Here is a 25,414-nt window from a genome sequence, read left to right as displayed (position 1 = left end):
CATCGTTTTAATCATCATTTGAAATCATCATGAAAAAGAATATATATATCATGTTTGCAGCGTTAGCCATTGGATTGGGCGCCTGTAAAAAGGGGGACCTGGATCGTTATCCGCAGACCTCTATTTCTCCGGATCTTTTCTTTAATACCGAAGAAGACCTGGCACTTTATGTAAATGGCTTGTTATCGATGCCGGATAGAGGTACTTATTTAAACGATCAGAGTAGTGATAATGTGTCCACTACTGCTGCAGTAGAGGTCAAAAATATCATGAGAGGCAATGCCACTGCCCAGAATATCACTGGCGGATGGGATTGGGCCAGGCTCCGAAATATCAATTACTTCCTGGAAAACTACCATAAAGCGAAAGTTAGCGATGAGATCAAAAGACACTATGCAGGCCTGGCCAGGTATTACAGAGCCAGCTTTTACCTGGGTATGGTGAAGCGCTTTTCTGATGTGCCATGGTACTCAAAAACCCTGAATCCCGGTGATGCAGATCTGACTAAAGCGCAGGATCCGCGTGCATTGGTCATGGATAGCGTGATGGCCGATCTGGATTATGCCTATAAAAATGTAAGGGAAAAGGTGCCCTCAGGAACGCCGGGAAAATGGGCTACCGCCCTGGTTTATAGCAGAGCAGCGTTGTATGAAGGTACTTACCGTAAATACCATAATGAGCTAAACTTAAAAGCTTCGGCCAATCAGTTTTTAGAAGTTGCAGCCAAAGTGAGCGGAGAAATCATCGCCTCAAATAAATTCTCTGTTTACAATACAGGGAAATCGGCGAGTGATTATGCGACCTTATTTAGCAGTCAGGATTTATCGCAGAATCCGGAGATGATATTGGTTAATGTTTTTGATCAGGCCAAGAACTGGGGCCAGAATGTGAACTCTGTCGTATTTGGTGAATATGAACAGGCACCTGCAAAAGACTTGATCGAAGCTTACCTGATGAAAGACGGTAGTCGTTACAACGCTATCGCTAACCATGAGCAGTTTGGCTTTGTAAAGGAGTTTGAAAACCGTGATCCGAGATTGTCGCAAACCATAGTTTACCCGGGATGGATTCGTGTTCCTGATAGTAAACCTTATGTACAACGGTTAAATAAAAATTTTACCGGTTATCACCAGCTAAAAGGTTATGTAAACAGTAATGACAATAACGTTATTGGCGGTGTCGATTTCCCGGTGTTTCGCTATGCTGAGGTCTTGTTGACCAGGGCGGAAGCTTTAGCCGAACTCGGTACTTTGAGCCAGTCAGAATTAGACCGTACCCTGAACTTGCTTAGAAAAAGAGCCGGTTTGCCAGATCTGAATATGGCGCAGGCTAATGCAAATCCTGATCCTGTAATGTTGCAGCAATTTGGTAATCTCGAAGCGAATCAAGGTGTAATCCTCGAAATCAGAAGAGAACGTAGAGTAGAGTTCGCTTTTGAGAACTTTAGATATGATGACCTGATGCGCTGGAAAGCAGGGAAACTCCTGACGAAAAGTCCTGAGGGAATGTATTTCTCCGGACTAGGTAAGCATGACCTGACTGGCGATGGCGTGGAAGACATTATTTTAATCGATGGCTCACAGACCATTCCAGATGAAGCACATAAGGAAAAGAACTCATTAGGAGTCACCCTGACTTATTACCTGACCGGAGTGTTCGGCACTGAAACTACCGTCTACCTCAAAAATGGTATGAATGGTGGGAATATCGTAACAGAAGCCTTCGAACGTAAGTTCGAAGAACCTAAGTATTATTATCGCCCGATTCCACAAAAACAAATGCTGTTAAATAAAAATCTGAAACAAATATTTGGCTGGTAAACAGTCTGTTGATCCTGCTGTGTTTTAGAGGGATGGCTGTTGTTGCCATTCCTCTAAAATATAATCCGTTAATTGTAATCACCTAAAATGAAACCATAAATAATGACACAACTAAAAAGAAGATCCTTACTGAAAGCGGCCGGATTGGCTGTTGGCGCAGTGGTAACCGGCGGCCTGCCGGCACTGGCTGTGAATTCTGAAAAACAAGGGGAAAAAGGTAAAAAACCAGCACTAACTGTCGCACACATTACCGATGTGCACATCAGGGCAGGAGAGAATGCTCCCGCAAGATTTAAACAATGCTTAAACCAGATTGTCACTAAACATAAACCGGATTTCTTTCTTAATGGAGGTGATTCCATAAATGATGCCTCGTATGACAATGTAGTACATGATCAGGTGATCGAGCAATGGGGTATCTGGGATGACTGTATCAAATCACTAGATAAATACGAAATCCATAGCTGCATCGGAAATCATGATTCATGGTGGAAAGCACCTTCTAAAGAACATGAAATGTACGGGAAAAATTATGTGGTGAAAAGACTTAAAATCCCAAACAGATACTATTCATTTACAAAGAAGAACTGGCATTTTATTGTGCTGGATGGGAATAATAAGGATATCTCCTTAGACCCGGAACAGTATGACTGGTTGGTAAAGGATCTGGAAAAACTACCTGCGGGTACGCCAACTTTGTTAATGTCGCACTATCCAATCCTTGGAACTACTCAGGTATTGGTAGGTGGTGGTCACTCGGATTGTAAGAAGTTAAAAGACTTGTTTTATAAGCATCGTGATAAGGTGAAGGTCTGTTTAAGCGGTCACAATCACATGTCAGATCATACCAGTTACAATGGAGTGCTATATTGCTGTAATGGTGCAATGAGTGGTTTCTGGTGGGGAAAAGGGGATGCCGAATCTGCCGGACCTGGTTATTACCTGGAAACGCCTCCCGGCTATGCCATGCTGAAATTGTATGAAGATGGAACGGTAGAGAATGAGTATTATCCGCACACTTTTTAACTGATTAACCAGATCAATTGATTGGAATGATTTTTCAATCGAATTAACCGGTCATTCGGGTAATCCAGATCAATTGATTATCGGGAAAGCAGCTGTGAAGCTGCTTCCAATATGCACAAAAGCCTTTAAATCCCGGGATTTAAAGGCTTTTGTCTGTTTATACTCCTGTGTTTTTACGAATGGGTTATTAAGCCGTTTTCCGATCTTTATATCCAAAATATGCAGCTGCCAATAGCCCCATAATCAGGACGATCGAAGCGATCAGAGAAATGATTTCCCCGGTATAATAAGAAGCAGGATAAAACACAAATTCGATCTGATGCGTACCTGCCGGAATATGAGCTGCCCTTAACAGATAATTCGCACGGAAATATGGCTGCTCTACCTTATCAATAAACATTTTCCAACCCTTATTGTAATAGATCTCTGAAAATACCGCAATATTAGCTTGTGTAGAACTGCTTTCGTAAACCATGCGGTCAGGAAAATAGCTGCTCAGTTTAATCGTTCCGGAAGGTGTGGCAGCGCTAAGCTGTTGCTCCTTAACCAGTGATTTATATTGCTGGTCGATCACCACCGTTTCTTTAGGTTTAAAAGTACCGATCGCCGCCATTTCAAGGTCTGCATTCGGTACATATTGGATCTTGTTCACAAACCAGGCATGACCACAAACATCCGGATTCAACTGTGCAATCAGTTTCGGGGAGTTCGGATCTGTACTGATCAGGTATTTGGTATTCATCATTCCCAGAATGTTCAGGTTGATGGTTTTATTGAAATGCGTTTCTATGACCTCATCGAAGCGCTTCAAACGAACCGCCGAATAACCTCCTATAGACTTGTGGAAATAGGGGGTGGTAGCGTCATTCATGATGCTTTGCGTCAGGTCAATCACTTTAAAATCAGGGTCTTTATCCTGGTCAATAAAGCGGTCCACCTCCCGGAATTGCGGTTTTTCAGTGTCCTGTTTCGCCATGAAAGTATCTTTGTTTAAATACCTTTTATCGACACCCCATAGGTCAACCAGGATCAGAAAAAGAAAGGCAATGGAAAGCATGTTGAAATTCAACTTGTCTTTCAGGAATGCCCAAATCCCTGCAAAAGCAATCAGAATAAATAAACAAGACCTCATCGCGTCGCTCTGAGCAGCGGCCTTCCGGTCGGCCACGAAAGCATTTCCAATGGCATTCCCAGTCGCCTGATCCATTTTAAGCGTCTCCGTAAACTGAGCCACAACCGCTTCATGATCACTGCTTTTAAAGGAAAGAAATAGCGTTGGAAGGATCACAATCAGCAAAGAAAGCCCGAAAGTCAGGTAAAAAGCAAGCTTGGTCTGTTTAAAAAGCTCCTTTTTATCCTTGTTGATAAACAACTCATTTACCGCCAGGACAGCCAATATCGGGAAGCACAATCCTGCTACGGCAAGGATAGATTCTACCGCCCTGAACTTATTGTAAAACGGTGCATAGTAAAAGAATAGGTCCGATACCAAAGGCATGTTTTTTCCAAAAGAAAGCAACATGGTTAAGACCACAACCGATAATAACCACCATTTGATATGGTTTTTGACAATAAATAAGCCCAGCACGAACAGGAAGCAGATTACGGCACCAAAATAAAACGAGCCCTCCGTAAAAGGCTTTTCTCCCCAGTAAAAAGGCATCAGCGACTTCGACAGGTAATCCGCCTGACTTGCATCAGCGCCAATTTCCGTCAGCGTTTTTACCACATTGGTATGCTCCACTGAATTTCCTCTGGAACTGCCGCCAAAAGCATTTGGGATGAGGAAAGTGATACACTCCTCCACGCCCTGGCTCCATTGATAGGCATATGCTCTGGATAATCCGGTACTGGTTTTAGCTACTTTTTGCGTGAGGTTAGCATGGCCCCTGATGGTCTCTGCACTGTATTCGTAGGTGCTCCATAAAGAAGAAGTATTGACCGCTAAGGCCAGAAGTCCGGCAACAAAAGCAAATCCTGCGGCCTTAAAGAATGCTTTGGTCTGTTTAGATTTTACCGCATGATAACACTCCATCCCAACCAGAATCAGGATGGCTAAAAACAGGTAATAGGTCATCTGGATATGGTTGGCCCTGATTTCCAGTGCCAGGAACAATGCCGTTACCGCTGCGCCGTAGATGTATTTACCCCTGAAAATGAGCAATATTCCGGCAATAACAGGGGCAAAGAAAGAGATTGCGGCGACCTGATTAGCGTGTCCGGCACCAAACAATATGATGTTATAAGAAGAAAAAGTAAAAGCGATAGCCCCTGCTGCGGATAGCCAGGGATTCAATTTTAGCACACAAAACAGAAAATAACTGCCCAACAGCAACACGAGGACAGTTCCTACCGGCTGTGGAAAGGAGTAATTAATGCCTTTTACCACCCAGGTGGTGATGTTATTGGGGTAAGGTGCCCAGATTTGAAAAGCAGGCATCCCACCATGAATCTGATTGGTCCATAAGATCGTTTCCCCCTTTTCCCGGTAATGGTTGATTTCGGTGGTCGTAGATTGCGCCCTGGTCACATCATTTTGTCCAAGCGTCTTTCCAAAGAATAGGGGGTTAAAATATAAAAAGGTGATTCCAAAGAAAAGTACAATGACCATTAAATGTTGGCCATTTCGCTTAAACCAGTTATTCATAGCAGCTAAAATTTCTCTAAATATAGAAAAACAAAGCGCTATTCTTTAGCCATCCAAATTCCTTAACCTACATTAACTATTTGTCTTAATCTACTCCATTGTTTGTTTTTCGGGGCTGCTCTAGCTTTGTAGTGTTGAAAATCAGGAGCTAAATCAACTAGAATTTGAAAGCCCTTTTAAACTAAAAACTGTAAACTAAAATTTAAAGATTATGTCAGTACTAACAAGAATCAATTCGGATGAAGTAGCAATTCTTTTGATCGACCACCAAAGTGGTTTATTCCAAACCGTTAAAGACATCGAAGTTACGGCGCTACGAAACAATGTAGCTGCACTTACAAAAGTAGCCGCAATTGAAAATATTCCGGTATTCACTACCGCATCAGAACCGAATGGACCAAATGGCCCTTTGATGCCTGAAATTCATGAACTGGCTCCACATGCAATCTATATTCCCCGTAATGGCGAAATCAATGCCTGGGATACACCAGCTTTTGCCGACGCCGTTAGAAAATCAGGGAGAAAGAAATTGATCATTGCAGGGGTGTTAACCAGTGTTTGTGTGGCATTTCCGGCCATTTCTGCTAAGGCAGAGGGTTTCGACGTATTCGCGGTAATCGATGCCTCAGGGGACATGAGCCCATTGTCTACACAGATCACGATGGCACGTTTGGCAATGGCCGATGTGATACCAATAAGTACGGTTGCCGTATTGAGTGAGATTCAGAAAACCTGGAAGCGTGAGGATGCCCTTGAATTTGCCGGCGCATTTTCAAAAGTAATGCCTCCTTATCAATCACTTATCGAAAGCTATCAAAAAGCGGTAAGCGTAGGTAAAGGCGCTTAATAAATACGGCTTTTGCCGGATCAGGCTTTGCTACCGAACCTCCAAAGTATTCGGTAGCAAAGCCTTTTTTTTACCTGCGATAAGCTTTACCTTAGTCATTCTTAAAATCCTCCTTTATGAATCATGACCTTCTTTTAGCAAACATCGCAAAGCATATTCAGCTTGATGAGGATGAAAAACAACGGTTCTGTGCTTACCTCCAGGTTAAGAAAGTGAAAAAGAAGCAGCATTTGTTGCTGGAAGGGGGTGTGAACAGGTTTGCGATGTTTGTGGTTTCAGGATGTTTGAGGAGTTATCATCTGGATGAAAACGGCTTTCAATATATTCAGCAATTTGCACCGGAAGGTTGGTGGATAGGAGATATGTACAGCCTGATTACGCAGGAACCCGGCCATTTGTATATTGATGCCCTTACAGATGCAGAGTTACTCTTAATTTCCAAAGTCAACCTGGAAAAACTATATAAAGAGATTCCAAAATTTAACTTTTATTTCCGAATCCTGGCTGAGCGGTCATTGGTTTCTTACCAGGAGCGTTCCATGGAAAACCTCAGACTCAGCGCAAAAGAACGCTATGGGAAGTTTTGCCTTCGCTATCCGACTTTAACAGACCTCTTATCTCAAAAGCAGATCGCCGCTTACATCGGGGTTACCCCTGAATTCCTGAGCAAAATGCTGCATGCCTAAGCATTAATCCCAAAACCTTCTTATGGTAGATTAAGCGCTTTTCTTAACCTATGTTATTTTTTCTGATCCAATTACCCGCTAGTTTTGTTATAGGGAAAAGGCTTGTTGATTAAAAATGAACCAGTCTTTTCAGACGATGAATTGGAGCGGCTTTGTAACGACTGGATTTTAAATCTTAAAGGAAAGAAATATGTATCAGCTTAAAGTGATTGTGGCCAGTACCAGGCCAGGAAGAAAAGGACCGGCCATTGCCAAATGGTTAATGGATCTGTTAAATAAGCAGTCGGATTTTGAAGTCGAATTGATCGACCTGAAAGAAGTAAACCTTCCTTTTATGGATGAAGCGGAACATCCCAGATTTCAGAAATATCAACACGAACATACCAAAGCCTGGAGTAAGAGAATCGCAGCGGCTGATGCCTTTATTTTCGTGACTCCGGAATATAATTTCGGATACCCTGCTACCCTTAAAAATGCACTCGACTTCCTGTATCAGGAATGGACTTATAAACCTGTCGGGTTTGTGAGTTATGGTGGTATTGCTGGTGGCACCAGAGCAGTTCAGATGCTGAAACAAGTGGTGACCGCTATGAAAATGGTCCCTCTTGTAGAAGCCGTCAATGTTCCTTTTTTCACCAGATTTATCGATGATGAAGAACGATTTACAGGAGATGAGGGACATATTCGTGCGGCAGAAGGGATGCTAAAGGAATTGCTTTGGTGGACCCAAAAACTACAAAAATAAGCGCCTGAGTTAATAGTTTGAATTTCACCAATTAAAACAAAACATCATGAGTAGTTTCCCAATCAGAGATCAAAAAAATGATCACCTTTTGACACCAGAAAATGCGGCATTGGTCATCATCGATTATCAGCCGGTTCAGGTGAATTCCATCGCCTCAATGGACAGACAATTATTGGTTAATAATATTGTCGGCGTCACTAAGATGGCTAAACTGTACCATTTACCAATTATCCTGTCTACCGTAAACGTAAAGACCGGTCTGAATTTTGAAACCATTCCTCAATTGCGCAAAGAGTTGAAAGGAATACCATCCTATGACCGCACGACGATTAATGCATGGGAAGATGTTGAATTTCTGGAAGCCGTAATCGCGACCGGAAGAAAGAAACTAATTATGACCGCCCTATGGACTGAAGCTTGCCTTTCTTTCCCTGCATTAGATGCGATGAAAGAAGGTTATGAGGTTTATCCGGTCGTGGATGCCGTTGGTGGAACATCTTTAGCGGCACATGATGCTGCCTTGAGAAGAATGGAGCAGGCAGGAGCACAGCCGGTAAGTGTAGCGCAGTTGTTCTGTGAACTACAGAGAGATTGGGGAAGAGCAGAAACAGTACCCGGATTTATGAAGTTGTTTATCGAGACTGGTGGTACCGCTGGTATCCAGTTTTCTTATGATAAATCAGAATAATTCCATCGCTTATTTTAAATAAGAAGCCCGGCAGGTTGTTTAATTCTGCCGGATTTGTTTAATACAAATGATATGAAAAAGAAAATAGCAGGAGTGTATAATAGCAATTACAAACATGATGTTGGTGATGCTTTTAAAGTGATCAATATCTTCCCGAATGGGAATGATCTGGGTGATAGCATGAGTCCGTTTTATATGATCGATTATCAACCGGAAACCTATTATGAACCCAGCGATAAAAAACGTGGCGTAAATGTACATCCTCATCGTGGGATAGAGCCCGTTACCCTAGTGTATCAGGGAGCTGTCGCACACACAGATAGCGCCGGACATCATGGGGTCGTCGGACCAGGTGATGTACAATGGATGACCGCCGGAAAAGGAATCCTGCATAAGGAATATTTCGAAGAGGAGTTTTCCCGTAAAGGTGGAAATCTGCAAATGATTCAGGTCTGGACGATATTGCCAAGGGCTGATAAATTTGTAGAACCAGGTTATCAAACCTTACTCAAAGAGGAGATCAAAAAAGTTACACTGGAAGAGGGAGAAGTGAGGGTAATCGCAGGAAGTTATCAAGGTGTAGAAAGTCCGCTGAAAACTTATAGCCCGATGAACCTGTTGGATGTGACTTTAAACAAGGATGGGGGAATGAAAATTGAATGCCCTGCTGATTATAATATGGGTGTTCTTATCCTCGAAGGCCAGCTTAAACTGAATGAAGTAACCGCAGGTAAGGAGCAGTTTGTCTTATTTGAAAATGAAGGAGAAGTATTAGAAATCCTGGCAACCGAAGATGCTAAGTTTTTGATCCTGAATGGAAAGCCTTTGAACGAACCTGCAGTGCATAAAGGGCCCTTTGTGATGAACACCGCCGAAGAAATCGAACAGGCCTTTGCTGATGTAGCAGCCGGTAAATTTGGCTACCTGGAGAATGAGGTAGTTTAATGGAATTACAGGAACAATAAATACAGTAGTAAACCGGCTATGGCAGCAAAAGAGGTATTTAAAAAGTTGACCATATTATTCCCGATCAAATGTTTTCGTTCCAATAATCCACCAAGCAGGGAGTCGCTGAAATTGCCTAGCACCCCTGCTATAGCAATGATAAACGCTATTTGCCCAAATCCTGCATAGATCAGAGCGATGATTCCGGCACCAATCGCACCGATTATGGTCCCTTCCAGACTGATCACTCCGTCCAAACCATTGGCCTCTCTTTTAAAAGTAATGATGTTGTAGAACCGCTTGCCATAAACCATCCCCAATTCCGAAGATAGGGTGTCGGCAAGAGCCGATGCCAGACTTGCAGCCATCATGAACAGATAGTATTCTTTGTTTTCAGGGTTCAGGAGCGAAAGTATGGCGGTAATTCCGGCAACACCACCATTGGCAAGTACCTGCAAGGCATTCCTGCCTGTTTTCTCTCCGGATACCGGATGTATCAGCTGCTTTTCCTTCTTTTTATGCGAAGTCGCAAGGACACTTAGCACGAAAAACACACCTAACATCAATATGCCTTTCAATCCGGCAGTTGCAGCAACCAGAAACCCAATCAATGCCGCCGTTACAGCTGCATAAAGGGTTAATTTCTTGTTTTTTACACAAACTGCCATGAGGAAAAGCAGTAAGAGCAATACAATTTGCAGAAAAGGATCAGTAAAAATGAGAGCCATGTTTAGTAAAAATAAGCGCTAAATTCAAGAAAAACCAGCGTCGTGTCCAATAAAAATATATGGGTTTAAACCAGGGTGTTGAATTTAACTTTAATGTGTTCCTTTGCCTGTTTCTGAAACTCTTCCGGCGTCTGACCGGTTTGTTTCTTGAAGAAACGGCTGAAATATGGCCTGTCAGAAAAGCCCAGTTCATAAGCGATCTCTTTGATGGTAATCTCACTATGAATGATACTCCGTTTCGCTTCCAGAATAATGCGGTCATGGATCAGCTGCATCCCCGTTTTGTCCAGTTTCTCTTTCAGAATCTGATTCAGACGCTTGGAACTAATACCCAGTTTCCCAGCATAAAAGTCTGTGTTTCGCACTTGCTGGTAATTGCTTTCCAGCAGCATTAAAAACTCATAAACGCGCTTTTGATGGATATCCTGACTGGTGAAATCATGTTCCTTTACCTGAATCAACTTCAACAGGAAAACTTTAAGTAAAGCTTTAACCATAGTCATGCTGTGATTCGCATACTCCTTTTCCAGTAGACTGAAAATCCCGGAAAGTTCTGCAGCAGCAGCCTCATTTAACCGCAGACAAGAGAACTCGCCCTGCACATTGAAAATTTTAAAGAGATCTAAAAGAAACTCTTTGTCCTCTTCTTCCAGCATATCCCGCTTAAAAGAAATCAACTCCCCGTTTTTTCCGGCTTTATTCAATTGATGCACCCGATACGGAGGAATCAGGTAAATCCAATCCCCTTTAGGATCCAGATCGGTATCCTTTAAGGCATGCAAAGCATCTTCATTCTTCAACCACACGATCTCAAAAAAGTCTTTCCTTCCCGGATCATTCAGGTAACTCGGTGGACAATTGCCCAGATTACGAATATAAATCAGTGATTTTTCCAGACCCGCCGGTAATGCAACATTCATCATGATATAAAGATAAGTACTCTCCGCCTACCGCATGGGACGATTTGGAAATTACGGTGGACTATTCGGAAATACCTTCTTTTTTGTGGCTTAACGATGACTTTTAAAGCCCCGGGTTTCCTGATTGTCCCATATAAATGGCTGATAGTGTAACAGGGGGGCAGAAAACCCGGCCTACCTTTACAGCAGATTAAAAACGTTTACAATGGAGGTCACTACAACAACAGACAAACAACTGGCAAAAGAGGTTCGTAACAACCTCGAAATGATACTAATGGAAAATACCTGGTTGTTAAAGCAGATAGATTTTAATGAAGTAGCAACTTTTGCAAACACCATTAAAACGGCCAACCATATTTTTATCATCGCCGCAGGACGTTCCGGTTTCGCCATGCGCTCAGCAGCAATGCGCTTGATGCACCTGGGATTAAATGTCCACTTTGTTGGAGAAACAACTACTCCGGCTATAAAAAAAGGTGATTTGCTGATCGCAGCCTCAGGATCTGGTACAACCAGTTCCATTGTGAAAGCAGCAGAAAAAGCCAGCTCAGTAGGAGCAACGGTTGTTGCACTATCTACGCAGACACAGTCCTTACTGGCTAATATTGCAGATCAATTGATACTAATCCCCGCTGCGGAAAAAGAAGACCATGAAGGCAGTCGCTCGAGGCAATATGCAGGAAGCTTATTCGAACAGTTTCTCCTGTTGCTGACAGATGCCGTATTTCAATCTTTATGGAAAATGGAGGATACCCCAAATGCCGAACTCTGGAAAAGACATGCAAACCTGGAGTAAACCGACTAAGCGCAATTAAATCGGAGTTAAACCCGGTTTAACCCGCAACAATCACGAATTAAATCATTTATTATATAAAATCATTATGGCAAAATTACAAGTAGCAATCGATTTATTAACAACAGAAGAAGCATTGGCATTGGCAGCAAAAGTTGCCCCTTATGTAGATATTATTGAACTGGGAACTCCACTGATTAAAAACATGGGTTCAGCAGTAATCACAGCGATGAAAAACGCACACCCTGATAAACTGGTTTTCGCAGATTTGAAAACAGCTGATGCTGGTGAATTAGAAGCAGATATCGCTTTTAAAGCAGGTGCTGACTTAGTTACCGTAATGGGAGCTGTTGGAGATGCAACAATTATCGGTGCTGTTAAAGCAGCAAAAGCACACGGTAAAGGTGTGGTTGTAGACACAATTGGTTACCCTGACCGTGTTAGACGCGCACAGGAAGTAACTAAATTAGGTGTGGAATTTGTAGAATTACACGCAGGATTAGATGAGCAATGGGCACCGGGATATTCTATCCAGGTTCTAATTGACGAAGCAGCAAGAGTAGGTGTTCCTGTTTCTGTAGCTGGTGGTGTAAACATTAATAATGTTGCAGCAGTAGTTAAAGCAGGTGCTTCAGTAGTCGTTGCAGGTGCTGCAATTTACGGAGCAGAAGATCCGGCAGCAGCAGCAAAAGCATTGCGCGAAGCAATTGATGCAGCTTAATCAGCTTTAAAATGTTAAATAGCAATGCCCCAAAATCCTGGTGATTCTGGGGCATTGTTGTAATTTTAAAAGACGCTTTCCCCTAAAAGAACCTGCTCTTAAAAGAAAATCCCGGTCAATGCAAAACCGACTAGAATAGCTACCGATAAGGCCACCAGCCCTGGTAGCATAAAACTATGGTTCAGTACATACTTTCCAATCTTTGTACTGCCTGTCCGGTCAAAATCTATGGCCGCAACAAGGGTAGGGTAGCCTGGGAGTAAGAAATCGCCACTAACGGCAGGGAACATCGCAATCAAATGCGGATTTACAATTCCTAATGCAACACCCATCGGCATAATCGTTCTGGTTGTTGCCGCCTGACTAAACGTCAAAGCGCCCATAATGAACAGCGCGAATGCAAAAGTCCATGGGTGTTCAGAAACAATATCTTTAAAAGTATGTGCAATCGCGGCTTCATTTGCTGCCATAAAAGTTGCGCTCATCCAGACCACACCCAATACAGAAACGACTGCGGTAGCCATGGAAGTGAACAAACTCATTTTGGCAACTTTTGTTGCCGAAGTTTTAGTGATCAGCATCATCAGGGCAGAAGCCGATAAGGTGATCATAATAATCAGACTTGTCAGCGTAATGGTCCCATCCGCGTTTACGCTAAAGCTTTTTGCACCGCCAACATTGGGTACCAAATGAGGGAATGCACCGAAGAGAATGATCATCAGAATAGCCAATCCAAATATTCCAACGGCAATTTTAGCCCCTGGAGCAGCTTGATAATGACTTTCGCCACCACTGGTATCCGTAGGATCCATAGAGCGTGCGAACTCAGGGTCTTTCATTTTCTCAATAAATATCGGATCCTTATCCAACTCTACACCCTTTTTACGTACCGCCAGAATGCTGACAAATATCCCCACAATAGAAGCAGGAATACAAATCTTCATGATGTCTATCGACGCCGTAGAATAAGCAAGAATCGCCACAAGCGAAGCTGTAGCCGCGCTCATCGGACTTCCCGTAATCGCCAGGTGAGAGGCAATCACAGAAACCGATAAAGGTCTTTCAGGTCTTATTCTTTGCTTCGCCGCCACCTCCGCAATGATCGGTAAAAGAGAATACACGATATGTGCAGTCCCCGCAAACAGACAAAGGAAATAAGTGGTGAAAGGAGCAATAAAGGTAATCTGGCCAGGGTTTTTCCTAATGATCTTCTCTGCAATACTGACCAGATAGTCTAAACCACCAGCCGCCTGTAAAGTGGCAGCGGTGGTTACAATTGCAAGGATAATCAACAATACGGCAACAGGAGGCTCGGCCGGTGTCATTTTAAACACCAGCACAAAAATCATTAAACCTACCATGCCCATCACCCCGAGTCCAATACCTTTCATCTGTGATCCGATTAGGATCATGGCCAGTAATATGCCGAGCTGGACGAAGATCATTGTGAGATGAATTTAGGGTTGATCAGGTTATCAATTGAATAAACCTCATCCCATTTCGCCTGGGTAATCAGCTTTCTTTCGGTCACCACAATCTCGTAAATAGATTTGCCTGTTTTAAGCGCTTCCTTAGCAATAGAAGCACATTCTTCATAACCTAAAATTGGATTCAACTGAGTTACAATACCAATACTCTGCATCACCATATTTTTACAGTGTTCTTCATTCGCAGTAATGCCCAGAACACATTTATTTTTTAACGTCAGACAAGCTTTTGTCAGATATTGCAAGGAAGTGAATAGCGCCATTCCAATTACTGGTTCCATTACATTTAATTGTAACTGACCGGCTTCAGCAGCCATTGTAACCGTTAAGTCTGCACCAATCACATAGAAACAAGTCTGGTTCATCAACTCAGGAATCACCGGATTTACTTTACCCGGCATGATCGAAGAACCCGGTTGCATAGGAGGAAGGTTGATCTCGTTTAAACCACATCTTGGTCCGCTACTCAACAACCTTAAATCATTACAAATCTTACTTAACTTGATCGCGTTGCGCTTTAAGGTGCCACTCAACTGCACTAAAGCACCGGTATCGTATGTAGCCTCAATTAAATCTGCTGCAAGAACCACAGGTACCTTACTAATTTCCGCTAAGTATTTAACGCATAAAGCAGAGTATCCTTCTGGTGCATTTACGCCTGTACCAATGGCAGTAGCGCCCATATTTACTTCGGTAATCAACAATGCAGCTTCTTTGATACGCAATACATCTTCCCCTAAAGTCGTGGCAAAAGCGTTGAACTCCTGACCTAAAGTCATCGGAACCGCATCCTGAAGTTGCGTTCTTCCCATTTTCAGGACATCTTTAAACTCTTTCCCCTTGAAGAAAAATGCTTCCTGTAATTCTTCCAGCGCAAGAGCGAAAGAATTGATTTTCAGGTAAACGGCAATTCTGAATGCCGTTGGGTAAGCATCATTCGTGCTTTGAGAAAGGTTAACGTGGTTATTTGGATGTAAATGAACGTAATCTCCTTTTTTATAACCTAAATATTCCAGACCAAGATTCGCAATCACCTCATTGGCGTTCATATTGGTTGAAGTACCGGCACCACCCTGAATCAAATCACTGATAAACTGATCGGTAAACTCACCGGCAATTAGCCTGTCGCAAGCATAAACAATGGCTTCCGCTTTTTTAGCATCCAAAATTCCAAGGTCTCTGTTGGCCAGTGCAGCCGCTTTTTTAACGTGACCAAAAGCCCGGATGAAAAGAGGTTCAGAACCAATCGGAATTCCGGTAATGTCAAAGTTCTCTTTTGCGCGCATCGTTTGAACGCCATAATAACAGTCATTGCTGATTTCTTTTTCGCCTAAAAAGTCGTGTTCAATTCGAAAAGTTGCCATAATAGTATAAAATTAAATAGTATAAGTTTGATAGTTAAAATCTTGTTTTTGTTTGAAATATTAAAGCATCAGGTTAATGACGCAGCTTCTTTTGATCCTGTGAAAAATCCCGGAACAATGTGCCCGGGGTTAATCGGAGAAAGGATTAGTATTGAAGGAAATATTTTTGTAGTTCAGCAGCTTGATGTGTTTTTGTCAAGCCCAGCATCAGCAGGATTCTTGCTTTTTGAGGGTTCAGGTCATCGGAAACAATCGTTCCTAATTCCTTATCATTTACTTCTCCATCTTCTACCACACGGCCGGAAATACACCTGCTTCCGCGACAAACGGCAATGCCATCCGAAACCGCTTTTTTAACCGCTGCGGTAAAGCCTTTAGAGAAATTTCCATTACCTACACCAGCAATCACGATTCCTGCTACTTTTTCTTTAATCAGGACATCCAGATACACAGGGGAGGCATCAGTATACATATAAACGATCTCCACCTTAGGGAAAACCGTGTTTTTATCAATGGTAAATGGGGCAATATGTGGGGTACGACGCTCGGAAGTTTTATAAAACTCTACTTTTCCATCGAAAACCTGTCCAACCGGACCGCTGTTTGGCGAACCAAATGCATTCACTTTCGTGGTACTCAATTTGGTCACATCTCTCGAGCTGAAAATAGACTCATTGAAGGATACCAATACTCCACGGTTCCTGCTTTTTTTGTTTGCAGCAACAGTAATGGCATCAAAGAGGTTTTTAGGACCATCTGCGCTGATCGCTGTAGAAGCACGCATTGAACCGGTAAGAACGACCGGATTGTCCGATGAAATCACCAAATCCAGGAAGTAAGCCGTTTCTTCCTGCGTATCCGTACCATGGGTAATCACGATGCCATCCGCCTCTTTTTTACTGAAAATCTCGTTGATTCTCAAGGCTAATTTTTTCCAGATCTCCAGGCTCATATCCTGACTTCCTACTGCGGAAATCTGTTCGCCACTCACATCCGCAATCTGGCTAATCGTAGGTATAGAGCCAATCAATGCCGAAACAGGGATTTTACCTGCCGTATATCCCGCACGATCTGCGGAAGCGCCCTCTCCGGCAATAGTTCCACCGGTAGCAAGTATAATGATTCTTGGTTTTTGGCCATACGCTACCTGCAGCAACAGGACCATTACTAAAAGGGACAGTAGTTTTCTCATAATTGTAGATTTATAACTTGTATTGTAGATTGATGTTTTGTATTGCGGATTGATGTTTTTAAAAATTGTATAACATGCCGAAGTTGATGCGCAGCGCATCTTTTCCTTTTTTGATACCCTCATCCAAATGGAGTTCTTTATAGCCGGTTTGAGGCTCAAAACCCACCATTAAATTGTCCAGTATGTTGTAAGAAAAGTTTAGCGTGAAGTGATAATTGGTCATTTCATTCCATGGACTTGCCGTAGCTTCCGCACCAGAGAAATGGTTGTAAGAAGCGATAACCATCGTATGGAATTTAGGCGTCCAGAAACGTTGGTAAGAAATGAAACCGGAGTGTACATTCAATAGATTTAATTCTCCCAATTTGTTCTCATTGGCGAAACCATCTAATCCAGAACCGCCAACTGCCAGAAAATAATCTGCAATGCCTTTTCCTACATTAAATTGAGCTTGTAGGTTATTTACCAAACCGGATTTTTTATTGAAAAAGATACTGGCCATACCGGTCAGACCCCAGCCGTTTGCCGATTTAAATTTAAAGTCGGGGGCACTTTCCAATACGTTTTTTGAATCGTAACCGATGTTTCTATAGATTCCGGCAACCTTTAAGAAGCCACCATTGTCGTAGTCATACCTCAAAGCACCAATCACATCCGGCATCCTTCTTGGCGCATAATCTACGCCGAGGTCTTCACTGCTGGTATAGTCGAACAGTCTGCGGGGCTCCATTTGTTCCACCGCAACTTCATATCCGGCCCTGCCTTCAGGATTGAATTTGTTTTTGTAGTTCAGCTGGATTCTTCTGCTCAGTACCATTCCGGTAGGGCCGTCCCAATCCAATAAACTTGCCGGCCATAAATCAGGATCGCCAAAAGTCGACCAATTCTGTCCTAATGTGAAATTGTTGTACTTGATCCAGGCATGACGCAACCTGAATAAGGAAGTCCGGTTAGGGCCGCCTTCAAAATCACCTTCCAGCATTGCCCGGATCTCTTTGCCGTTTTTCAATTGACTAGTAGTCGTGAAACGAATCTGACTTTGGCGCATATCCACCCAAAACGCGGGTTTATTGCGGCCAAAAACATCATTGTCATGGATGAGAAAGGAGCTGTTGCCATGGAGATTTCCACTGATATCGTAAATGCCATTGAGCTTTAACCGGCCAATCAACGCAGAGCTGATCCTGGGCTTGCCATTCAGCGAGTCTTTGCTTTCATATTTGATGAGTTGTGCCTGTGCCTGTGTTGTGATTAACGAACAGCCAGCCAGCAGCAACCCAAAGGAAACTTTAACTTTAGTAAAGGTTGTATTCATAGTTGCGATTTAAAGGGGAAATGACGGCATGAGTAATCCTTCAAAAAGAAAAAATCCTTTAACATCGCTATGAATAGCAATTGCAAGCGTACGGAGTAGTTTTTCATAAAGAGGTAGCAGAATGAAGGAAATACTTTTGTTTCTTGAACAACCCCTATAGGCTATAAAAGTTTGAAATTTATTGTAATAATTTGAAATGTATTTTTATCGGCTGATTTCCATGTAGATGCGGTTTTGTATTAACTTTATTGTATTTATAGGTGCTCATGGTGAAAATGATTACCCTGGTAAGGAAGCTATTTAATAGAAACACTTTTGATTAGGTTCGTATCTGGAGATAATTTGCTGGCTAGCAGAAGAAAGGTCGTAATTCGATAGTGTAAATGGGCGGGAATGCCTGCAAATACAAGAGGGTTTTTATGAAATTAATACGGGGATTAAATACGGATAATCAATTGTGTGTTAATATATTTTTAATATTGGTATAGAAAATCATTACTTTTACTGTGTTGCTCACCTATAAAAAAAAATAATTGTATTTAATCAGCTTTATGAATACTAATAGGTAATGAGATTGTACCATACATTTTCAGATGCTGAACTTGGTACCCTGCTAAAAGAAGGGAACCAATTGGCTTACAGAGAAATCTTCAACCGTTATCAACCCCTGTTATTTTTACATGCTTCAAAAAAGATGCGCAATGAGGAAGAAGCAAAAGATGCGGTTCAGGAGATCTTTATCGACTTATGGCTGAAGCATACCGATTTTAACCCCGAACGAAATCTTGCCGCTTTTCTTTTCACCTGTGTGAGGAATAAATTTGTTAACCTGCTTCAGTTTAAGGAAGTGAGAACAAGATATGTTCAGTCTTTTAAAGAGTTTGCAGTGCAAAGCACAGATCTGTCTGATGAACCAATACGGGAGAAACAAATGTCGGATTTGATAGAACGCGAAATCAATCGACTTCCAGAAAAAATGAGGGCAATATTCCTGATGAGCAGAAGGGAATATAAAAGCTATAAGCAGATTTCTGATGAACTGGGGATTTCAGAAGAAACGGTAAGGAAACAAATCAAAAATGCTTTAAAAATTCTAAGGAGCCGTTTGGGATTCATCCATTACCTGATACTTTTATTCTGGCATTAAGCCTGATCAGGATTTTTTTTCATTTCATCTTACCCTATGACCAGTCTTAACTGATATGGTACTAAAGGGTCATTAAATTCCTTTTCACAATGGAAGAGAAAGATGCAAATGCGATACTTGAAAAGATACACCGTGGAACTTCCAGTAAGGAGGAAATGTTCTTATTTGATCAGTGGTATTTCCAATATCAGCACCAACATGTCCGCGAATATTCTGAAACAGAACTGAAAGCCATTCAGGAAGAAATGCGCAGGAAACTTCCGGTGCAGCAAAGTGTTTTTGGAACCCGGATTACCGCGGAATCCCGGGTAAGTCGCTGGCAATTAATAGCGGCTTCAGTTTTACTCTTATCCGGCTTCACATACTATTTTTTGAAGTCAAAACCAATGGAGCTCATCCCCGAAACAAAATATAGCAATGATGTTGCTCCGGGTGACAATAAGGCTTATCTAACCTTGGCAAACGGACAGCGTATTTCGCTCTCCGATGCAAAGAACGGTGAACTTGCTCAGGAAGCAGGAGTTAAAATTACTAAACAAGTCAACGGAGAAGTATTCTATCAAATCACAGATCAGGTAGGGAAGACCGCAAATGCGGATTTGCTTTATAATACCATTGAAACACCCAGAGGTGGACAATATCAGATTATTTTACCTGATGGCACAAAAGTATGGCTGAATGCCGCATCAACACTTAAATTCCCTTCCTCGTTTGCCAGGTTAGTTAATAGAAGGGTGGAGTTGTTGGGCGGCGAAGCCTATTTCGAAGTCGCTAAGGATCCTAAACATCCCTTTATCCTGAAAACACAACAACAAGAAGTGCGGGTTTTAGGAACACATTTCAATATCAATGCTTATCCGGATGAACTGGCGGTTAAAACCACTTTGTTAGAAGGTAAAGTGCAGCTGAATAGCGACCATTCTTCTACCAGATTTGTACTTGAGCCCGGGCAGCAGGCTGCTTTAGCGAATAATGGACTTACAGTTAAACAAGTCAACGCTGAAGAAGAGATCGCCTGGAAGAATGGATATTTTCAGTTCAACGGGGAAAATATTGAGGAAGTAATGAGGACAATCGCACGCTGGTATAATGTGGAAGTAAAATACAAAGGAGACAGACCGGCTGACCAATTTAATGGCAGGGTGTCACAGCACAGAAACTTATCTGCAGTACTGGAAATGTTGGAGTATACAGGATCAGTTCATTTTAAAATAGAAGGGAAGGAGGTCACGGTAATGAAGTAAACTTCTACCATAAATTAACCAGCCAATTGGTAATAAAAAAGGTTAGAAATGCTGAATATAATCTAACCCAACGTTCAGTTTACCAATGTATCGAAGAACCGATTTTCAACTAAACTAAACAACTAAATGTATAAAATTTACACAGAAAAATGGTGTAAACTATCCGGTTATGCCAAACAATTTTTCAGGATCATGAAAATAATGATCATCATCATGACGGCCTGTTTGATGCAGGTGACTGCCGCTACATTTGCTCAGAAAATCACGTTAAATGAGGAAAATGCTAGCCTGATTAGTGTATTTAAGAAGATTAGTAAACAGACCGGGATTGATTTTATGATTACCGGAGAGGTTTTAGCGGAAGCTAAAAAAGTAACTATAAATGTAAAAGCAGAAGAACTTAGCCTTGTTTTAAAACAAATTTTTGAAGGCCAACCTTTGAATTATCTGCTAAAAGATAAAGCGGTTATGGTGTCTCATAAAAGTTTGGCGCCGGAAAAAATATCCGGTAAAAATGTAGCAGATACTTTGCTTTTTAAAGGAACCATTTTGGACGATAAAGGGCTTCCTTTGCCACGTGCTTCTATAAAAGTTAAAGGAATAAGTAAAGCGACTTTAACCAGTAATGAAGGGAGTTTTTATATCTATGCTCCGGTAAATGGAGTGTTGCAGGTTTCTTATATCGGGTTTGTCACTCAGGAGATTACTTTAAAAAGAGCAGATGCTGATGGAGTGATGAAGATTAAATTGAGCACTGTGAATTCAGATTTATCACAGGTGAGTATTGTGAGTACCGGGTACCAGGAATTGCCCAAAGAAAGAGCAACAGGCTCATTTGAGAAGATTGATAATAAGCTGTTCAACCGAGTAGTGAGTACAGATGTACTTTCCAGATTGGATGGAATCACGACAGGGGTTCAGTTTAAAACCCGGACGGCATTAGCCAATGGAAAAAGTCCAATTAACAACATTATGATTCGAGGAATAAGCTCCTTCAACAATCAACCAGGAGAGGGGAAACCATTGGTGATTTTGGATAATATGTCCTATGATGGAGAGTTGAACAATATAAATCCAAATGATGTAGAAAGCATTACTTTATTGAAAGATGCTGCTGCTTCATCTATCTGGGGGGCAAGAGCTGGTAGTGGTGTTATTGTGATCACGACGAAAAAAGGGGCTTTTGAACAACCAATCAAGGTGTCTCTAAATACTAATCTGACAATTTCGGAGAAACCTGATTTATTCTATATGAGGAGAATTAGTACCCCGGATTTTATTGATGTGGAACGATTCCTTTTTAACCAGGGTTTTTATAATAGCAAGATTAATAACCAATCTACTTTTCCTTTTTTAACTCCGGTAGTAGAGCTTTTAGCGAAACAAAGAGCGCTAGATGTAAATGATATAGAGGGAAGGACTTTAATTGACCAACAAATAGAGACATTAAAGCAATATGATGTTAGGGATGATTACTTGAAATATGTTTATCGAAACGCAACCAACCAACAGTATGCGTTGAATTTAAATGGAGGCAGTAAGAATGTTTCTTATTTGTTCTCCACAGGATATGATAAGAATTTAAATTCTCTGGTAACCTCTAATTATGACCGTCTGTCCTTACAATCCAATGTGAATTATAAACCAATTCCTAATTTGGAGTTGCAAACGAGAATTCTGTATACTCAAAATCACATTATTGATAGTGGCTTAGAAAGCAACCTCGCTTATGGTTCTACAGGCTCAAATCCGAGAATAACCTATCCTTATGCTAGACTGGCTGATGAGGAGGGTAATCATTTGTCACCGGTAAATTTTCGGAGAAACAGTCATGTCGATAATTTGGCTAATATTCCGGGGTTATTAGATTGGCATTACAAGCCTTTAGATGAAATGGATCAGAGTAGATGGAGTAGTAAGGGAAACGATGTCTTACTTAACTTCGGCCTTAATTATAAAATCAATTCGATTTTTAACTTTGATATTAAGTATCAGTACCAGAATTCCATTGTTGATGGTAACGATTTATACAGAGCGGACTCTTATATTAGCCGGGATCTTATCAATAGATATACCAATCCGGCTAACTTCAGCAGGTCAATTCCCCTAGGGGCAATTTACAACCCACTGGTAAGTAGTTTTAATGCTCAAACTTTAAGAGGCCAGTTAAATATAAACAAGAGTTGGAACAAACATGAGTTTAATTCACTTATTGGGGCGGAAGGAAAAAAAAATCAAAATGAAACTCGCATAGATAGATATTTTGGATATGATGAGGGGACGCGTCAATTTGTATTTGTGGACATTAAGGATACAGATAAGCCGCTGTACTTCGGCGGTACATCAGCAATCCCTTATCCAGGAGCTATGGGGCAGATGGCTAATAGGTTTACCTCTCTTTTTGCCAATGGATCTTATAGTTATGATAAGCGATATATTTTAAGTGCGAGTATCCGTAAGGACGCTTCAAATGTATTTGGTACTAAGACAAATAAAAGAGGTACTCCTTTATGGTCAGCAGGTTTAGCCTGGAACATTTCAAATGAAAAATTTTATAAATCTGAAATTCTTCCTTATTTAAAAGTCAGAATTACTTATGGATTTAGTGGTAATGTAAACAGTAGTGTAACCGATTATGCTGTTGGCTCTTACAATCCTCCTAACCCAATTACAGGTCTTCCTTTTTTGCTGACAGGAAATCCTCCAAACCCAAGTTTGCGCTGGGAGAAGGTGGGTATTGTGAATTATGGTATTGATTTTAGCTCAAAAAACAACCGCTTGTCGGGCTCTGTTGAATATTATGATAAGCGTGGGGTAGACTTAATCAGCAGTGCTCCGGTTGATCCTACTACAGGATTCATGCAATTGACTTTTAACACAGCCAATATTCATGGAAAGGGTATTGATTTGACTTTAAATTCTAAAAATATAAACGCAGTAGATTTCCAATGGAATACCAGCTTTCTTTTTAGTTATAACAGAACAAAAGTTACAAAATACTTGTTGCCGAGAACAAATTCTTCATCTGTGATAAATGTTTCTAATTTTCTAAATCCAATTGAAGGAAAGGATGCTTATGCTGTTTTCGCTTATAAATGGGGAGGTTTGGATCCTGTTAACGGAGATCCTCAAGGATATTTAAATGGAGAAATAAGTAAAGATTATACCAACCTTTTAAAGGTAGCGGTGAAGGATCTTGAATACTTCGGATCCTCTGTTCCGGTTTATTTTGGGGCATTACGCAATGAGTTGAATTATAAAAGGATAACTATTTCTGCGAATTTAACCTATAAATTAGGCTATTATTTTAGGAGAGAGGGACTAAACTATACCAATTTATTCTTTTCTAATTATGCGCCGGCAGAGTATGCAAATAGATGGCAGGTGCCCGGGGATGAGAAAAAAACAAATGTCCCCTCTTCGATTTATCCCGTAAATCCGGATCGGGATGCTTTTTATGAGCAATCAGCCACAGTGATTGAAAAAGGAGATCATGTCCGTTTACAGAACATCACAGCAAGTTATACTTTTCCTAAGTTCAAATCAATTCAGAATTTAAGGTTTTATGCTAATGTCAATAACATTGGGATTATATGGCGTGCCAACCACCAAAAGTTGGATCCAGAATATGGAACGGGATTACCACCCTCCAGGTCTCTTTCTTTTGGTTTAACTGCTAATTTTTAGGGTGTTAAATTTTTATTATTTCTCAAAAAAACGTAAAATAAATGAAAAATCATAAAATCTTATGCTTCCTGTCATTTTTTTTCCTGTCTTTAATGTCATGTGAAAAATTTCTGGACGTCAGGTCTGATAGTAAGTTGGTAAAAGTGTCTACAGTTGCAGATGTTCAGGCCGTCTTAGATGCTTACACAGTTATGAATATGGGATACCCCAGCGATGGAGAGGCATCTGCTGATAATTACTTTTTATTGGATGACAACTATAATGCGTTGGCTCCCGAAGAAAAAAACATCTATAGCTGGGCTGGTAATAGCCAGCGACCGACATCTAATTCACAATGGTTTAACTCATATAGGGTCGTTTACTATGCCAATTTAGCATTGCAGGTTTTAGATAATTTAAAAGATAATACAGATGTGCTTCAACACAACACACTACGAGGATCTGCTTTGTTCTTTAGAGCTTTTTCTTTTTTTAATTTAGCTCAATTGTATGCGGATCCATATACTACAGTTAATCTTTCAAAACCTGGGATTCCTCTCCGTCTAAGTCCGGATATTGATTATGATTCAGACCGGGGAACTGTTCAGCAGGTTTATGATCGAATTACTCAAGACCTTAAAGAGTCTGTTTCACTATTGCCTTACACCTCCGGTATAAAATCAAGACCTAATAAAATTGCTGCTTTTGCAGCATTGGCCCGTGTGTACTTGTCTATGCGGAACTATGATCAGGCTGGTATTTACGCAGATTCCTGTTTAAAAAAATACAGTACGCTGATGAATTATAATGCCATTAGCACCACCTCAACAACTCCTTTTGCCCGATTTAATGGAGAGGTTATTTTTCAGTCTCTGCTCACCCCCGGAGTTACGATAAGTCCTAATTCAGCTAAGGTGAATCTAAATTTGTACAATTCTTACGACGCAAATGATCTTCGGAAAAAGATTTTTTTTAAAGCCAGTGGTACAGATTTTAGATTCACCGGGAATTATGAACCAGTAACTACGGCTGCTTTTTTTAATGGGCTTGCTACCGATGAAATGTATTTAATCCGGGCAGAATGTTACGCCCGGAATGGGAAATTACCGGAAGCATTAGCTGATTTAAATACCCTTATGAAAACGAGATGGCTGGCTGGAAATGTGAACTTTATCGCATCAAATGCAGATGAAGCGCTTAAACTTATTTTAGCAGAAAGGAGAAAGGAGTTGATCTTTAGAGGTTTGCGTTGGAGTGATTTAAGGAGGTTGAATCCCGACCCAAATCAGGCCATTACTTTATCAAGGTCTGCAGTTGTAAATGGACAGACCCAGGTGTTCTCGCTTCCAGCCAATGATTTACGGTATACCTTGTTAATTCCATTAGATGTGATGAATCGTACAAGACTCATACAAAATCCCAGATAAAATAAC

20 protein-coding genes are annotated in these 25,414 nt (G+C 41.3%); 13 read left to right on the top strand and 7 right to left on the bottom strand.

Annotation, left to right across the window (positions count from 1 at the left end; genetic code table 11):
- The first annotated feature begins 29 nt into the window (after nucleotides 1-29).
- Together OQX61_RS03570 and OQX61_RS03565 are read left to right on the top strand one after the other, a co-directional pair.
- Complete coding sequence (locus tag OQX61_RS03570; protein WP_265840301.1) at nucleotides 30-1,820, top strand: RagB/SusD family nutrient uptake outer membrane protein; 1,791 nt, start codon at nucleotides 30-32, stop codon at nucleotides 1,818-1,820.
- 102 nt (nucleotides 1,821-1,922) lie between these two features.
- A complete protein-coding gene (locus tag OQX61_RS03565) occupies nucleotides 1,923-2,846 on the top strand; it encodes a metallophosphoesterase (protein WP_265840300.1) in 924 nt (307 codons plus the stop codon).
- A 187-nt stretch (nucleotides 2,847-3,033) separates the two neighbouring features.
- Here OQX61_RS03565 and OQX61_RS03560 read toward each other — a convergent pair whose 3' ends face one another.
- Complete coding sequence (locus OQX61_RS03560; protein WP_265840299.1) at nucleotides 3,034-5,493, bottom strand: YfhO family protein; 2,460 nt, start codon at nucleotides 5,491-5,493, stop codon at nucleotides 3,034-3,036.
- Between the two features lie 211 nt (nucleotides 5,494-5,704).
- Between OQX61_RS03560 and OQX61_RS03555 the strand changes: the two genes are divergently transcribed.
- The 5 genes from OQX61_RS03555 to OQX61_RS03535 all read left to right on the top strand — a co-directional run bounded on the left by OQX61_RS03555 (nucleotide 5,705) and on the right by OQX61_RS03535 (nucleotide 9,404).
- A complete protein-coding gene (locus tag OQX61_RS03555; protein WP_265840298.1) occupies nucleotides 5,705-6,340 on the top strand; it encodes an isochorismatase family protein in 636 nt (211 codons plus the stop codon).
- Between the two features lie 116 nt (nucleotides 6,341-6,456).
- The gene (locus OQX61_RS03550) at nucleotides 6,457-7,026 is read left to right on the top strand and encodes a Crp/Fnr family transcriptional regulator (protein ID WP_265840297.1); all 570 of its coding nucleotides are present in this window, start codon (nucleotides 6,457-6,459) and stop codon (nucleotides 7,024-7,026) included.
- Nucleotides 7,027-7,216: 190 nt separating this feature from the next.
- Nucleotides 7,217-7,771 (top strand): NAD(P)H-dependent oxidoreductase, encoded by a 555-nt coding sequence (locus tag OQX61_RS03545; protein WP_265840296.1) that lies wholly within the window; start codon nucleotides 7,217-7,219, stop codon nucleotides 7,769-7,771.
- A 46-nt stretch (nucleotides 7,772-7,817) separates the two neighbouring features.
- Nucleotides 7,818-8,459 (top strand): hydrolase, encoded by a 642-nt coding sequence (locus OQX61_RS03540; RefSeq protein ID WP_265840295.1) that lies wholly within the window; start codon nucleotides 7,818-7,820, stop codon nucleotides 8,457-8,459.
- Between the two features lie 72 nt (nucleotides 8,460-8,531).
- A complete protein-coding gene (locus OQX61_RS03535; RefSeq protein WP_265840294.1) occupies nucleotides 8,532-9,404 on the top strand; it encodes a pirin family protein in 873 nt (290 codons plus the stop codon).
- Nucleotides 9,405-9,409: 5 nt separating this feature from the next.
- Here OQX61_RS03535 and OQX61_RS03530 read toward each other — a convergent pair whose 3' ends face one another.
- Together OQX61_RS03530 and OQX61_RS03525 are read right to left on the bottom strand one after the other, a co-directional pair.
- The gene (locus OQX61_RS03530) at nucleotides 9,410-10,132 is read right to left on the bottom strand and encodes a DUF92 domain-containing protein (RefSeq protein ID WP_265840293.1); all 723 of its coding nucleotides are present in this window, start codon (nucleotides 10,130-10,132) and stop codon (nucleotides 9,410-9,412) included.
- A 65-nt stretch (nucleotides 10,133-10,197) separates the two neighbouring features.
- Entirely contained in the window at nucleotides 10,198-11,055 is an 858-nt protein-coding gene (locus tag OQX61_RS03525; protein WP_265840292.1) for a helix-turn-helix domain-containing protein, read from the bottom strand.
- A gap of 202 nt (nucleotides 11,056-11,257) precedes the next feature.
- On the opposite strand from OQX61_RS03525, the gene hxlB reads away from it, so the two are divergent.
- A complete protein-coding gene (hxlB, locus tag OQX61_RS03520; RefSeq protein ID WP_265840291.1) occupies nucleotides 11,258-11,848 on the top strand; it encodes a 6-phospho-3-hexuloisomerase in 591 nt (196 codons plus the stop codon).
- A gap of 85 nt (nucleotides 11,849-11,933) precedes the next feature.
- Nucleotides 11,934-12,566 carry a 3-hexulose-6-phosphate synthase gene (hxlA, locus tag OQX61_RS03515; protein ID WP_265840290.1) on the top strand — a complete coding sequence of 211 codons (633 nt, stop codon included), beginning with the start codon at nucleotides 11,934-11,936 and terminating at the stop codon, nucleotides 12,564-12,566.
- Between the two features lie 98 nt (nucleotides 12,567-12,664).
- On the opposite strand, the gene OQX61_RS03510 is transcribed toward hxlA, so the two are convergent.
- The 4 genes from OQX61_RS03510 to OQX61_RS03495 form a co-directional block, all read right to left on the bottom strand.
- Entirely contained in the window at nucleotides 12,665-14,011 is a 1,347-nt protein-coding gene (locus OQX61_RS03510) for an anaerobic C4-dicarboxylate transporter (RefSeq protein ID WP_265840289.1), read from the bottom strand.
- On the bottom strand, nucleotides 14,008-15,420 hold the full coding sequence (gene aspA / locus OQX61_RS03505) for an aspartate ammonia-lyase (RefSeq protein ID WP_347343838.1): 1,413 nt from the start codon (nucleotides 15,418-15,420) through the stop codon (nucleotides 14,008-14,010). Before aspA ends, OQX61_RS03510 begins: the two co-directional genes overlap by 4 nt.
- A gap of 142 nt (nucleotides 15,421-15,562) precedes the next feature.
- Nucleotides 15,563-16,609, bottom strand: coding sequence for a type II asparaginase (locus tag OQX61_RS03500; RefSeq protein WP_265840287.1), 1,047 nt, complete (start codon nucleotides 16,607-16,609; stop codon nucleotides 15,563-15,565).
- 58 nt (nucleotides 16,610-16,667) lie between these two features.
- The gene (locus tag OQX61_RS03495; RefSeq protein WP_265840286.1) at nucleotides 16,668-17,924 is read right to left on the bottom strand and encodes a hypothetical protein; all 1,257 of its coding nucleotides are present in this window, start codon (nucleotides 17,922-17,924) and stop codon (nucleotides 16,668-16,670) included.
- A gap of 568 nt (nucleotides 17,925-18,492) precedes the next feature.
- Here OQX61_RS03495 and OQX61_RS03490 point away from each other — a divergent pair.
- From OQX61_RS03490 to OQX61_RS03475, 4 genes are all read left to right on the top strand, one after another.
- Nucleotides 18,493-19,071 (top strand): RNA polymerase sigma-70 factor, encoded by a 579-nt coding sequence (locus tag OQX61_RS03490; RefSeq protein ID WP_265840285.1) that lies wholly within the window; start codon nucleotides 18,493-18,495, stop codon nucleotides 19,069-19,071.
- Nucleotides 19,072-19,160: 89 nt separating this feature from the next.
- Nucleotides 19,161-20,315 carry a FecR domain-containing protein gene (locus OQX61_RS03485; protein WP_265840284.1) on the top strand — a complete coding sequence of 385 codons (1,155 nt, stop codon included), beginning with the start codon at nucleotides 19,161-19,163 and terminating at the stop codon, nucleotides 20,313-20,315.
- A gap of 126 nt (nucleotides 20,316-20,441) precedes the next feature.
- Nucleotides 20,442-24,002: a SusC/RagA family TonB-linked outer membrane protein gene (locus OQX61_RS03480; protein ID WP_265840283.1), complete on the top strand. Its 3,561-nt coding sequence runs from the start codon at nucleotides 20,442-20,444 to the stop codon at nucleotides 24,000-24,002.
- A gap of 41 nt (nucleotides 24,003-24,043) precedes the next feature.
- Entirely contained in the window at nucleotides 24,044-25,408 is a 1,365-nt protein-coding gene (locus OQX61_RS03475) for a RagB/SusD family nutrient uptake outer membrane protein (RefSeq protein WP_265840282.1), read from the top strand.
- Nucleotides 25,409-25,414 lie beyond the last annotated feature (6 nt).

The sequence above is a fragment of the Pedobacter sp. PLR genome (genome assembly GCF_026239675.1).
In the GTDB taxonomy this organism is placed as follows: domain Bacteria; phylum Bacteroidota; class Bacteroidia; order Sphingobacteriales; family Sphingobacteriaceae; genus Pedobacter.
The sequence above is the reverse complement of the archived record's forward strand: the minus strand, read 5'-3'. Positions and strand labels throughout refer to the sequence as shown.